The organism is Streptomyces purpureus (assembly GCF_014648195.1).
Classification (GTDB): domain Bacteria; phylum Actinomycetota; class Actinomycetes; order Streptomycetales; family Streptomycetaceae; genus Streptomyces; species Streptomyces purpureus.
The window spans coordinates 186,481-200,247 of sequence record NZ_BMQQ01000006.1; the positions used below are offsets into that span (position 1 = coordinate 186,481).

Consider the following 13,767-nt stretch of genomic DNA (forward strand, 5'->3'; position numbering starts at 1 on the left):
GGACGGTATGTCCGATCGGAGTGGTGCGCATCAGTGCGGGACGCGCACGACCCCTTCCTGGATGACGGAGATGGCCAGCTGCCCGTCCTGGGTGTAGATACGGGCCTGGCCGAGCCCCCGTCCACCGGAGGTGGAGGGGGATTCCTGGTCGTACAGCAGCCATTCGTCCGCGCGGAACGGCCGGTGGAACCACATGGCGTGGTCCAGCGACGCGCCGACCACGTCCCCGACGGCCCAGCCGCCCCGGCCGTGGGCCAGCAGCACCGAGTCCAGCAGCGTCATGTCGGAGACATAGGTGGCCAGGCAGACGTGGAGCAAGGGATCGTCGGCCAGCTTGCCGTTGGTGCGGAACCACACCTGGGAGCGTGGCTCGCGCGGCTCCCCGACGCTGCCCCACGGCGGCACCTCGGCGTACCGCAGGTCCACCGCCGCCCGTGCCTCGACCAGCCGCTCGGCGACCTCGGCCGGCAGGTGGCGCGGCAGCATCTCGGCGGCCGTCGGCAGCGACTCCGGGTCCGGCGCCCCGGGCATCGCCGCCTGGTGCTCCAGCCCCTCCTCGTACGCCTGGAAGGACGCGGAGAGGTGGAAGATCGGCTGGCCGTGCTGGACGGCGACCACCCGGCGGGTGGTGAAGGAGCGGCCGTCGCGGATCCGGTCGACCGTGTACACGATCGGCGCGCCCGGGTCCCCCGCACGCAGGAAGTACGCGTGCAGGGAGTGGGCGAGCCGGTCCGAGGGCACGGTCCGCCCGGCCGCCACCAGTGCCTGGGCGGCCACCTGGCCGCCGAAGACGCGGGGAACGACGGACGAGCGGGACCGCCCCCGGAAGATGTCCCGCTCGATCCGCTCGAGGTCGAGCAGATCGAGCAGGGAGTCGAGCGCCTCGGTCACAGGGCCTACAGGCCCATCGACTTGGCGATGATCGTCTTCATGATCTCGCTGGTGCCGCCGTAGATGCGGTTGACGCGGTTGTCGGCGTACAGGCGCGCGATCGGGTACTCGTTCATGTAGCCGTAGCCGCCGTGCAGCTGGAGGCAGCGGTCGATGACGCGGTGGGCGACCTCGGTGCAGAAGAGCTTGGCGCTGGCGGCCTCGGCCGGGGTCAGCTCGCCCGCGTCCAGGGCCTCCAGGGCGCGGTCCGCGACGGCCTCGGCGGCGTCGACCTCGGCCTGGCAGGCGGCCAGCTCGAACTTGGTGTTCTGGAAGTGCGCGACCGGCTTGCCGAAGACCGTGCGCTCGGTGACGTACTGCTGGGCGAACCGGACGGCGGCCTTGGCCTGCGCGTAGGCGCCGAAGGCGATGCCCCAGCGCTCGGAGGCCAGGTTGTGGCCCAGGTAGTAGAAGCCCTTGCCCTCCTCGCCCAGCAGGTCCTCGACCGGGACCTTGACGTCGACGAAGGCCAGCTCCGCGGTGTCGGAGGTGCGCAGGCCGAGCTTGTCGAGCTTGCGGCCGATGGAGTAGCCCTCGGACTTGGTGTCCACGGCGAACAGCGAGATGCCGAAGCGGCGGTCCTGCTCGCTCGGGGCGGAGGTGCGGGCGCAGACGATCACGCGGTCGGCGTGGACGCCACCGGTGATGAAGGTCTTGGCGCCGTTGAGGACGTAGTGGGTGCCGTCGTCGGAGAGCTTGGCGGTGGTCTTCATGCCCGCGACGTCGGAGCCGGTGCCCGGCTCGGTCATCGCCAGCGCCCACATCTCCTCGCCGCTGACGAAGTTCGGCAGGTAGCGCTTCTTCTGCTCGTCGGTGGCGAGCATCTTGATGTACGGCAGGGCGAGCAGGACGTGCACGCCGGAGCCGCCGAAGTTGACGCCCGCGCGGGAGGTCTCCTCGTAGAGGACGGCCTCGAACTTGTGGGTGTCCAGGCCGGCGCCGCCGAACTCCTCGGGGACGTTGATGCCGAAGACACCCAGCTCGCCGAGCTTGTTGTAGAAGTCGCGCGGCGCCTGGCCGGCCGCGAACCACTCGTCGTAGACCGGGACGACCTCGGCCTCGATGAAGGCGCGGATGGTCTCCCGGAACGCCTCGTGGTCCTCGTTGAATACGGTACGGCGCACGAGCCGCCTCCTTCGGGTGTCCTGTCTCACAGCTGTCTAAGCGCTTGCTCAGTTGACAGAACAAGTTACCCACGAGTCAATCGGCCTGTCCAGAGTCAATCGGCATGGCCGGAGTCACTCGGCCGGTGCGGGGCCGACCGGTCTGCGGGGGCTCGGTCGGCCCGCGCGGCATCGGCCGGCAGCCACCGCAGCGCGAACCACAGCTCCATCCGTACGTCCGCGTCGTCCAGGTCCCGCCCCAGCACCGCCGCGCACCGGGCGATCCGCTGCCGGACCGTGTTGCGGTGCACGCCCAGGGCGGTGGCCGTCCGGTCCCAGCTGCCGTGCAGCGAGAGCCAGGTGCGCAGGGTCTCGGTGAGCGGCTCCGTCAGCGGCTCCAGGAGCGTACGGGCGTAGGCGGCGCCCTCGTCCGGACCGACCAGGCCCGCGATCCCCGCCTCGCGGTGGCGGGCCAGCGGGACGTGCGTGGCCTCCGCGCGGCGGACCGCGCGGGCCGCCTGGAGATCGGCCGCCGCGAGCCGGTCCGCCGTCGCCGGGGCGCTCACGCCGATGACCCAGCCGGGGTGCGGGGCCACCTCGCGGCCCGCCGGCAGCAGAGCCCGTACGCCGTCGTCGCGCACATCCCTCAGCGGGGTCCCCAGGGGCGGCGGAGTGCCCTCACCGCGCGCGTGGACCACGATCCACCGCTCCTCGCCCAGGAGCGGGGCCACCTCGGCGGGGGCCGCGCCCAGCAGGAGCCGGACCAGTGCGGCCGACCGGGCTGCCTCGTCGGCCCCCTGGTGCGGGGCCGTGAGCAGGGAGAGCAGGACGACCGCGACCCCGGCGATCGTGTGGTCACCGGGCTCGCGGCCCGCGGCGGCCAGGCCCAGCGTCAGCCGTCCCTCGCCCCCGAGCGCGTACGCCGCGAGACGGGCGCCGCCCGCGGTGTCGGTGGCGGAGGACGGGCGGGCCGACGCGGCCGCTCCGGCCGCCGGGCCGTTGTCGTCGGCGGTTTCCATCGAGCTTCCGGCGCCCTTGGGGTGCAGCACCTCCAGCAGCCGCGCCAGAGCCGCCCGGGCCTCCGGCTCCACGGGGCGGCCGGCCGCGGCGTACTCCGTGCCGTCCGGCTCGTACAGCGCCGCTCGCCCGCCCAGCCGCGCGGCGAGCGCCTTCAGCACCGCCGGGACCGGATCCGGCCGGGCCGCCGCCGTCGCCAGGGAGCGCTGCGCCTCGGTCACCCGGCGCAGCTCGTAGTGGCGGGCCTGGGCCATCAGCCGCCACACCGCCCGCGCCACCGCCGTGAACGGCGTCTTCGGCGGCACCTCCAGCAGCGTCAGACCGTGCCGCGCGCAGGCGGCGACCAGCTCCTCGGGCACGGTGTCGTACACCGGCGCGACCCCGAAGCCGAGCGCCGCCGCGCCCGCCGCCACCACCCGCTCGACATAGCGGTCGGCGTCGGTGAGCTGCACCCCGGCCGACATCAGCAGCTCACCGCCGAGCAGATATGGATACGGATCGGCCATCTCGGAGGTGTGCACCCAGTGGATGTCGATGTCGGCCGGGCCCGTGATCAGCCGCAGCCCCAGATCCTCCTGGGCGAGCAGCGCTTCCAGCGGGATGGGCGGCGTCGGAGGGACCGGCGTGCGCTCGGGCATGGACACTCCATCCATCCATCGCATGAACTATGGATGAAACGTACACTTCAGCGCCGCCCGGCGGCCACCTAGGGTCGTGCCGCCGGACGTTCGAGACGACCGCCGAACCAGCTCCCGTCGGCAATTAGACTCAAACAGCAGCGAAACGCAGGAAAGTAGGCATTCACATGAGCAGCAACGAGACGCCGCGCGGCCCCATCGACTCGTCCCGCATCCCGCGGTACGCCGGACCCGCGACGTTCGCGCGGCTGCCGCGCCTCGACGAGGTCGGCACCGCCGATGTCGCCGTCGTCGGCGTGCCCTTCGACTCGGGCGTCTCCTACCGGCCCGGCGCCCGCTTCGGCGGCAACGCCATCCGCGAGGCGTCCCGCCTGCTGCGCCCCTACAACCCGGCCCAGGACGCCTCGCCGTTCGCCCTCGCCCAGGTCGCGGACGGCGGCGACATCGCCGTGAACCCGTTCAACATCAACGAGGCCGTGGACACCATCGAAGCCGCCGCCGACGACCTCCTCGGCACCGGCGCCCGGCTGATGACCCTCGGTGGCGACCACACCATCGCCCTGCCGCTGCTGCGCTCGGTCGCCAAGAAGCACGGCCCGGTCGCGCTGCTCCACTTCGACGCGCACCTCGACACCTGGGACACCTACTTCGGCGCCGAGTACACCCACGGCACGCCGTTCCGCCGCGCCGTCGAGGAGGGCATCCTCGACACCGAGGCGCTCTCCCACGTCGGCACCCGCGGCCCGCTCTACGGCAAGCAGGACCTCACCGACGACGAGAAGATGGGCTTCGGCATCGTCACCTCCGCCGACGTCTACCGCCGCGGCGCCGACGAGATCGCCGACCAGCTGCGCCAGCGCATCGGCGACCGCCCGCTCTACATCTCCATCGACATCGACTGCCTCGACCCGGCCCATGCGCCCGGCACCGGCACCCCCGAGGCCGGCGGCATGACCTCCCGCGAGCTTCTTGAGATCCTGCGCGGGCTCGCCTCCTGCAACCTGGTCTCCGCCGACGTCGTCGAGGTCGCCCCCGCGTACGACCACGCCGAGATCACCTCGGTCGCCGCCTCGCACACCGCGTACGAGCTGACCACGATCATGTCCCGGCAGATCGCGGCGGGCCGCGCCTCCGGCGCGGAGCAGAGCGCGAGGTAGGCCACCGCGGCCGCCACCGGAACCGGCACGCCCGGCCGGTGACGGCGTGGCGCGGCGGGCGTACAGCGCCGCCGCGCCCGGGAGGCCCACGCCGACGGCCGGCCCGCGCCCGGAAGGCCCACGCCGTCCCCACGCCGGCGGCCGGCTCGTCCGGGCAGGTCGCAGAACCGATCCGACGGCGCTCCCGCGGCACACGCGGCCGCGACGGTCGTCGAGAATCGACCGCACCCGACCGACCAAGCCATCCCGAGGGGACGCCATGACCCACGACCACGACCTCGTCCTGCGCCCGACGGAGGCGCAGACCGCGGCCGCGCTCAATCCGCCGCCCGGGCGCAACGGCGGGGACGTGGTCGTCGAGACCCTCTCCGGCCTCGGCGCGACGACCGTCTTCGGTCTGCCCGGGCAGCACGCGCTCGGCATGTTCGACGCGCTGCGCCGCTCGTCGCTGACGTACGTCGGGCTGCGGATGGAGAACAACGCGGGCTTCGCCGCCGACGCGTACGGCCGGATCACCGGCGAGGCGGCGCCGCTGCTGCTCTCCACCGGCCCCGGCGCGCTGATGTCGCTCGCCGCGCTCCAGGAGGCGGCGGCCGCCTCGGCGCCGGTCCTGGCGATCGGCAGCCAGGTGCCGGTGGCCGGCCTCGGCGGCGGCCGCCACGGCTATCTGCACGAACTGCGCGACCAGCAGGCGTCGTTCCGGGACATCGTGAAGTCCGTCCACACGGTCCGTACGCAGTCCCAGATCCCGTCCGCGATCGCGGCGGCCTGGGAGTCGGCGCTGACCGCGCCGCACGGTCCGGTGTGGGTGGAGATCCCGCAGGACGTGCTGCTCGCCGAGACGTCCCTGCCGGTGGTGACGGCGATGGACGCCACCCCGGAGGACATCGCGCCGCGCCCCGAGCTGACCGCCGTCGCGGCCGATCTGCTCTCCCGCGCGGCCCGTCCGCTGATCATCGCGGGCGGCGGGGTCGTACGTTCCGACGCGTCCGGCAAGCTGCGGGCGCTGGCGGAGCGGATCCAGGCGCCGGTCGTGACGACCTTCGGCGGCAAAGGGGCGTTCCCCTGGGAGCACCCGCTGTCGCTCCAGTCCTGGCTGGAGGACCGGCACACCACCGACTTCCTGGAGGACGCGGACGTCCTGCTGGTGGTCGGCTCCGGTCTCGGCGAACTCTCCTCGAACTACCACACGTTCAAGCCGCGCGGCCGGGTGATCCAGATCGAGGCGGACGCGGGCAAGCTGGAGTCGAACCATCCGGCGCTCGGCATCCACGCCGACGCCCGCCTCGGCCTCCAGGCCCTCCTGGAGACGGTCTCCCCGCGCGAGGACGCCTCGGCGCCCGAGCGGGTGGCCGAGGTCCTCTCCCGCGTACGGTCCCGGATCGCCGCCCAGGACCTGGCCCTGGAGCAGGACGTCGTGGCGTCGGTCCGGGCGGCCCTGCCGGACGACTCGCCCAGCTTCTGGGACATGACGATCCTCGCCTACTGGGCGTGGTCCGCCTTCGACGCCCGCCACCCGAACACCATGCACTCCGCCCAGGGCGCGGGCGGCCTCGGCTACGCCTTCCCCGCCGCCCTCGGCGCGGCCTCGGCCGACCCCACCCGCCCGGTGCTCGCGGTCTCGGGCGACGGCGGCGCGATGTACTCGATCGCGGAACTGGCCACGGCCAAGCAGTACGGACTCCCGGTGACGTGGCTGATCGTCGACGACGGCGGCTACGGCATCCTGCGCGAGTACATGACGGACGCCTTCGGCGAGGCGACGGCGACCGACCTCACCCGGCCGGACTTCGTCGCCCTCGCGTCCTCCTTCGGCGTCCCGGCGGTCCGTACGACCCCCGAGACCCTGACGGAGGACCTCAAGCAGGCCCTGTCGAGCGACGGCCCGTCGGTGGTCGTCCTCCCGGCCCTCCTGCGGATGTTCGAACCGACGCACCTCTGACCGGCTCCCGAAGGCGCCCCGGGCATCGGAGGATGCGCGGGGCGCCTTCGGCGTGCGGAGGGGCCCCGGTCTCCGTGTGGAACACTCCCTGATCGTCGCCGCGCCAGGGAGGGTGCGGTGGGGAGGGCAAGCGGAATGGCCGGTTTCGTACAACCATTCGTCGAGCGAGGAGTCGATGGATGTGTGATCGAACATTCCGTCTCCCGGCGCGGCCGCGCCGCCCTCGGTGTCGCCGTCGCCGCCGGGGTCCTGCTGCCCACCGCCGTCACCGCGACCCCCGCGGCCGCCGCGGACCCCGTAGTGACCTGCACATCCGTCACGCCCGGGCTGGCCGCCAAGCTCAGCAAGGACCTCGGGGTCGCCCTCCGCGGGCGGGCGTCCTCGGTCGCCGTGTCGCTGTACGACCGGAAGACCGGCACCAGCTGTGCCTACCGCGCCGCGTCGAAGTACGACTCCGCCAGCGTCGTGAAGGTGACCGTCCTCGGCGCCCTGCTGTACGACGCGCAGAAGCAGCGCCGCACGCTCACGGCGACCGAGAAGAACCTCGCCAGCGCCATGATCACGAAGTCGGACAACGACTCCACCACCAAGCTCTGGCGGCAGCTCGGCGTCACCAAGGTCAAGGCCTTCCTCACCGCCACCAAGATGACGCAGACCGTTCCCGGCTCCGGCGGCTACTGGGGACTCACCCAGATCACCGCCCGCGACCAGGCCCGCCTGCTCTCCATGCTGATCACCGCCAACAACGGCGTGCTCACCGAGGCGAACCGCCAGTACGTGCTGTACCTGATGCGGGCCGTCGTGCCCTCGCAGCGCTGGGGCGTACCCGCCGGCGCGCCCTCCGGCATCGGCGTACAGGTCAAGAACGGCTGGCTGCCCCGCGCCACCCACGCCTGGCGCGTGCACAGCATCGGCGCCTTCATCGGCGGCGGCCGCAGCTACACCCTCACCGTCCTCAGCCAGGACAACGCCACCATGAACGACGGCGTCAACACCATCCAGTCGATCGCCAGGATCGTCCACCGCGACCTGAACCCGGGCGTCGCCCTCTCCGACACCGTCCAGCCGCCCGCCGCCCCGCAGGAAGCGGTCCCCGCCGTGCCCGAGGCGCCCGGCAAGGCGCTGGTCACGGCCGCCACCCGGTCCTAGGACCACAGACCGTAGTTTCGTCACGGCGGGATGAAATCCGCTCGTGACCGCGTTGGTGCCTTCCGGTAGAGCAGCGGAAACGGGAGGCACCACGTGGCGGCGGACGAACAAGGCTGGGCACGCAGGCTCGCCGGTTACGCGTGGCGGTACCGGCGCAATGTGGTGCTCGCGCTCGGTTCCTCCCTGGCGGGCATGGCCGTCATGGCGCTCGTCCCGCTCATCATCAAGGTCGTCATCGACGATGTGGTCGGCGCCGGCACCCGGTCCCTGGCCACCTGGACCGGCCTGCTGATCGCCGCCGCGCTCGTCGTCTACGCGCTCACCTACGTACGCCGGTACTACGGCGGCCGGCTCGCCCTTGACGTCCAGCACGATCTGCGTACCGAGATGTACGGCACCATCACCCGGCTCGACGGACGCCGTCAGGACGAGCTGTCCACAGGCCAGGTCGTCGGCCGCGCCACCAGCGACCTCCAGCTCATCCAAGGTCTGCTCTTCATGTTGCCGATGACCATCGGCAACATCCTGCTCTTCCTCATCTCCCTCGTGGTCATGGCGTGGCTCTCCCTGCCGCTCACCCTGATCGCCCTCGCGGTCGCCCCGGCCCTCTGGTTCATCGCCAAACGCAGCCGCACCCGCCTCCACCCCGCCACCTGGTACGCCCAGCAGCAGGCCGGCACGGTCGCCGGAGTCGTCGACGGCTCCGTCACCGGCGTCCGGGTCGTCAAGGGCTTCGGGCAGGAGGCGCAGGAGACCGGCAAGATCCGCGACGCCAGCCGCAAGCTCTTCGCCGGCCGGCTGCGCACGATCCGGCTCAACTCGAGGTACACCCCCGCCCTCCAGGCCGTGCCCGCCCTCGGCCAGGTCGCCATGCTGGCGCTCGGCGGCTGGCTTGCCACCCGCGGCCAGATCACCCTCGGCACCTTCGTCGCCTTCTCCACCTACCTCGCCCAGCTCGTCGGACCCGTCCGCATGCTCGCCATGGTGCTGACCGTCGGCCAGCAGGCCCGCGCCGGCGTCGAGCGGGTCCTCGAACTCATCGACACCGAACCGGTCATCGCCGACGGCACGAAGGAACTCCCCGCCGACGCCCCCGCGGGCGTCGAGTTCGACGACGTCTCCTTCGCGTACGAGGACGGCCGACCCGTCCTGGACGGCTTCTCGCTGGAGATCCGGCCCGGCGAGACCGTCGCCGTCGTCGGCGCCTCCGGCAGCGGCAAGTCGACCGTCTCCCTCCTGCTGCCCCGCTTCTACGACGTGACCCACGGCGCCGTCCTCGTCGGCGGCCACGACGTCCGCGAGCTCACCCTCGACTCCCTGCGCGCCGCCATCGGCCTCGTCCCGGAGGACTCCTTCCTCTTCTCCGACACCGTCCGCGCGAACATCGCGTACGGCAGGCCGGACGCCACCGACGAGCAGATCGAGCAGGCCGCCCGCGCCGCCCGGGCCGACCGCTTCATCGCCGAGCTGCCCGACGGCTACGACACGACCGTCGGCGAACACGGCCTGACGCTCTCCGGCGGCCAGCGCCAGCGCATCGCGCTCGCCCGGGCGATCCTCACCGACCCGCGGCTGCTCCTGCTCGACGACGCCACTTCCGCCGTCGACGCGCGCGTGGAGCACGAGATCCACGAGGCGCTGCGGCAGGTCATGGAGGGCCGCACCACCCTCCTCATCGCCCACCGGCGCTCCACTCTCGGCCTCGCCGACCGGATCGCCGTCCTCGACGAGGGCCGGCTCTCCGACATCGGCACCCACGAGGAGCTGGAGAAGCGCTCGGCGCTCTACCGCCGGCTGCTCACGGACCCTGACGAGCTGGGCGCCGTGTCGCCCGGCCACACCGTGCCCCTCGAACTGCCCGAGGACCGGACCGTACGGGAGGAGCTCGACGCCGAGTTCGACGCCGAGCGCGGCATCACCCCCGCCCTGTGGGTCCGCGGCGAGGAGGAGCGGGAGGACAAGGTCGCCGGCGCCACCCCGGAGCTGCTCGCCCAGGTCGCCGCGCTGCCCCCGGCCACCGACGCGCCCCAGGTCGACGAGGCCGCGGCGCGCCCCGAGGAGTCGTACGGCCTGCGCCGGCTGCTGCGCGGCTTCGGACTGCCGCTCCTGGTCAGCCTGCTGCTCGTCGCCGTCGACGCGGGCATGGGCCTGCTGCTGCCGGTCCTGATCCGGCACGGCATCGACGAGGGCGTCACCCAGCTGGCGCTCGGCGCCGTCTGGGCCGCGTCCGGCCTCGCGCTGCTGACCGTGATCGTGCAGTGGGTGGCGCAGACCGGGGAGATCCGGATGACCGGCCGCACCGGCGAGCGGGTGCTCTACGCCCTGCGGCTGAAGATCTTCGCCCAGCTCCAGCGGCTGGGTCTCGACTACTACGAGCGCGAACTCACCGGCCGCATCATGACCCGGATGACCACGGACGTGGACGCGCTCTCCACGTTCCTGCAGACCGGCCTGGTCACCGCGTTCGTCTCGGTCGTCACCTTCTTCGGCATCATGGCCGCCCTGGTCGTCATCGACGTCCAGCTGGCGCTGGTGGTCTTCGCGACCCTGCCGGTGCTGATCATCGGCACGTACTTCTTCCGCCGCTCCAGCGTGAAGGCGTACGAACTGGCCCGCGAACGCATCAGCGTGGTCAACGCCGACCTCCAGGAGTCCGTCTCCGGACTGCGCATCGTCCAGGCCTTCCGCCGCGAGCACTCCGGCGCCGCCCGGTTCGCCGAGCGCAGCTCCAGCTACCGCGAGGCCCGCGTCCGCGGCCAGTGGCTGATCTCCGTCTACTTCCCGTTCGTACAGCTGCTGTCGTCGGTGGCCGCGGCCGCCGTGCTGATCGTCGGCGCCGGCCGGGTCGAGGCGGGCACGCTCACCACCGGCGCGCTCGTCGCCTACCTCCTCTACATCGATCTGTTCTTCGCGCCCGTGCAGCAGCTCTCCCAGGTCTTCGACGGCTACCAGCAGGCCGCCGTCTCCCTCAAGCGGATGCAGGAGCTGCTCCAGGAGCCGACCTCCACCAAGGAGGCGGCCAAGCCGCTCGACGTGCGCGCGCTGCGCGGCGAGATCGTCTTCGAGGACGTCGACTTCTCCTACGGGGACGAGGAGGCCGCGCTCGACGGCATCGACCTGCGCATCCCGGCCGGGCAGACCGTCGCCTTCGTCGGCGAGACCGGCGCGGGCAAGTCCACGCTGGTCAAGCTGGTCGCGCGGTTCTACGACCCGACGTCCGGGCGGGTCACCGTCGACGGCACCGACCTGCGCGACCTGGACCTGACGGCGTACCGGCACCGGCTCGGGGTCGTCCCCCAGGAGGCGTACCTCTTCGCCGGTACGGTCCGGGACGCCATCGCCTACGGGCGGCCCGACGCCACCGACGCCGACGTCGAGGCGGCCGCCCGCGCGGTCGGGGCCCACGACATGATCGCCACCCTCGACGGCGGCTATCTCCACGAGGTCGCCGAGCGCGGCCGCAACCTCTCCGCCGGGCAGCGGCAGCTGATCGCCCTCGCCCGCGCCGAGCTCGTCGGTCCGGACATCCTGCTGCTCGACGAGGCGACGGCAGCGCTCGACCTCGCCACCGAGGCCCAGGTCAACGCCGCCACCGACCGGCTCGCCGGGCGGCGCACGACCCTGGTCGTCGCACACCGCCTCACCACGGCGGCCCGCGCGGACCGGGTGGTCGTGATGGACGGCGGCCGGGTCGCCGAGGACGGCACCCACGACGAGCTGCTGGCTCTCGGCGGGCGGTACGCGACCCTGTGGCGCACCTTCATCGGTGAGGAGGAGCCGGCCGCCGCCTGAGCCCGCCGGGGGGAGGCGCAACCGAACAGGCGCCTGATGCGTCGTACGCATGTACGCGCCGATGGGGTCCAAGGGAAACGGGGGGCACAGGTGTCCAGGATGAGCCGACTGCTGACGCACTGTCTGGCGGTAATCGTCGCTGCCGGAGCCCTCACCCTCGCCGGGCCCGGCACGGCCCGGGCCGAGGCCGCCTCGCTCTGCAACGGGCGGCCCACCAAGACCCTCAAGTTCGCCACCGGCGAGCTGCGCCTCTACAAGAGCCGGCAGTACGTCTGCGCGCTCACCCTCGCCAAGGGCCCGGGCCCCCGGCGCGACATGTCCGTCTCGCTCCAGCCGCGCGGCGGCCGGGCCGTCGTCGACAGCGGCCGGTTCACCCGGCAGGCCGGGCCGGTGACCGTCCACGCGCTCAACCGCTGCGTACGTGCCTCCGGGACCGTCTCGGGCCGCACCATCTCCACGGGGTGGATCCTCTGCTGACCAACTGGGTCTGGCGGCGGGTGCGTTGATCCCGCTAGGTTCGCGGCGCGACCGTCGCGAACCGAAGGGGAGGGCGCATGCGCAAGGCGCTGAGATGGCTGCTGTCATTCGTGGTGCTCATAGGCACCGTGAGTGCTGCCAGTGCGGCTACCGCCGCCGAACCGGCCACCGGCAACACCACCGGCAACACCGGCAGTACCTCCGCGGAAGCGTCCGCGGACATCAAGGACCGCATCCTGGCGATCCCCGGGATGACCCTGGTCGAGGAGAAGCCGTACCCCGGCTACCGCTTCTTCGTGCTCACGTACACGCAGCCGGTGGACCACCGCCGCCCCTCTGCGGGAACGTTCCAGCAGCGGATCACCCTGCTGCACAAGGACGTCACGCGCCCCACGGTGTTCTTCACCTCGGGCTACCACGTCAACACCAACCCGCGCCGCAGTGAGCCGACGGCCATCGTCGACGGCAACCAGGTCTCCATGGAGTACCGGTTCTTCACCCCGTCCCGGCCCCAGCCGGCCGACTGGTCGAAGCTGAACATCTGGCAGGCCGCCACCGACCAGCACCGCATCTTCACGGCGCTGAAGAAGATCTACACCAAGAAGTGGATCTCCACCGGCGGCTCCAAGGGCGGCATGACCGCCACGTACTACGAGCGCTTCTACCCGCGTGACATGGACGGTGTCGTCGCCTACGTGGCACCCAACGACGTCGTCAACAAGGAGGACGCGGCCTACGACCGGTTCTTCGAGAAGGTCGGCACCCAGGAGTGCCGCGACCGGCTGAACGCCGTCCAGCGCGAGGCGCTCGTCCGCCGTGAGCCGCTCCAGGCCAAGTACGCGCAGTACGCCGCCGACAACGGCTACACCTTCACCACCGTCGGCAGCCTCGACAAGGCCTACGAGGCCGTCGTCCTCGACTACGTCTGGGCGTTCTGGCAGTACAGCCTGCTCGCCGACTGCGAGGCCGTCCCGGCCGCCGCCACCGCCACCGACCAGGAGATCTGGGACAGCGTCGACGCCATCTCCGGCTTCTCGTTCTACACCGACCAGGGCCTGGACCCGTACACGCCGTACTACTACCAGGCCGGCACCGAGCTGGGCTCGCCCAGCATCAAGCTCCCGCACCTCGCCGGTCTGAGCCGCTACGGCTACCAGCCGCCGCGGAACTTCGTCCCGGCCTCCATCCCCATGAAGGCCAAGCCGCAGGCCATGCGGGACGTCGACAGCTGGGTCCGGCACAACGCCCGCCGGATGCTGTTCGTCTACGGCGAGAACGACCCATGGGGCGCGGAGCCGTTCCGCCTGGGCAAGGGCGCCCGTGACAGCTACGTCTACGCCGCCCCCGGCGCCAACCACGGTGCGAACGTGGCCGGCCTGGTCCCCGCCGAGCGCGCCCACGCCACCGCGCGGATCCTCGCCTGGGCCGGCGTCGCCCCGGCCGCCGTCCAGACCGACCCGAAGCGGGCCAAGCCGCTGGCGCCGTTCGACAAGCGCCTGGACAAGCGGGAAGTGGAGCGGGCCCAGACCCTGCGCCCGTAGCCGACCCGCTCATCGGAAACC

9 protein-coding genes are annotated in these 13,767 nt (G+C 72.3%); 6 read left to right on the forward strand and 3 right to left on the reverse strand.

Going from position 1 to position 13,767, the window contains the following annotated elements; all coding sequences use genetic code 11:
* Window positions 1–30: 30 nt before the first annotated feature.
* From IEZ01_RS11055 to IEZ01_RS11065, 3 genes are all read right to left on the reverse strand, one after another.
* Window positions 31–891, reverse strand: a complete 861-nt coding sequence (locus IEZ01_RS11055) for an acyl-CoA thioesterase (protein ID WP_019886556.1) — start codon at window positions 889–891, stop codon at window positions 31–33.
* Between the two features lie 5 nt (window positions 892–896).
* Window positions 897–2,054, reverse strand: coding sequence for an acyl-CoA dehydrogenase family protein (locus IEZ01_RS11060; RefSeq protein ID WP_019886555.1), 1,158 nt, complete (start codon window positions 2,052–2,054; stop codon window positions 897–899).
* Between the two features lie 95 nt (window positions 2,055–2,149).
* The gene (locus IEZ01_RS11065) at window positions 2,150–3,688 is read right to left on the reverse strand and encodes a PucR family transcriptional regulator (RefSeq protein ID WP_189201384.1); all 1,539 of its coding nucleotides are present in this window, start codon (window positions 3,686–3,688) and stop codon (window positions 2,150–2,152) included.
* Window positions 3,689–3,855: 167 nt separating this feature from the next.
* Between IEZ01_RS11065 and speB the strand changes: the two genes are divergently transcribed.
* The 6 genes from speB (at window position 3,856) to IEZ01_RS11095 (ending at window position 13,746) form a co-directional block, all read left to right on the forward strand.
* The gene (gene speB / locus IEZ01_RS11070) at window positions 3,856–4,845 is read left to right on the forward strand and encodes an agmatinase (RefSeq protein WP_019886553.1); all 990 of its coding nucleotides are present in this window, start codon (window positions 3,856–3,858) and stop codon (window positions 4,843–4,845) included.
* A gap of 259 nt (window positions 4,846–5,104) precedes the next feature.
* Complete coding sequence (locus IEZ01_RS11075; protein ID WP_189201386.1) at window positions 5,105–6,787, forward strand: thiamine pyrophosphate-binding protein; 1,683 nt, start codon at window positions 5,105–5,107, stop codon at window positions 6,785–6,787.
* 183 nt (window positions 6,788–6,970) lie between these two features.
* Window positions 6,971–7,936: a serine hydrolase gene (locus tag IEZ01_RS11080; RefSeq protein ID WP_019886551.1), complete on the forward strand. Its 966-nt coding sequence runs from the start codon at window positions 6,971–6,973 to the stop codon at window positions 7,934–7,936.
* Between the two features lie 93 nt (window positions 7,937–8,029).
* Window positions 8,030–11,728: an ABC transporter ATP-binding protein gene (locus IEZ01_RS11085; protein WP_189201388.1), complete on the forward strand. Its 3,699-nt coding sequence runs from the start codon at window positions 8,030–8,032 to the stop codon at window positions 11,726–11,728.
* Window positions 11,729–11,827: 99 nt separating this feature from the next.
* Entirely contained in the window at window positions 11,828–12,205 is a 378-nt protein-coding gene (locus IEZ01_RS11090) for a hypothetical protein (protein ID WP_019886549.1), read from the forward strand.
* Window positions 12,206–12,282: 77 nt separating this feature from the next.
* Window positions 12,283–13,746: a S28 family serine protease gene (locus IEZ01_RS11095; RefSeq protein ID WP_189201390.1), complete on the forward strand. Its 1,464-nt coding sequence runs from the start codon at window positions 12,283–12,285 to the stop codon at window positions 13,744–13,746.
* Window positions 13,747–13,767 lie beyond the last annotated feature (21 nt).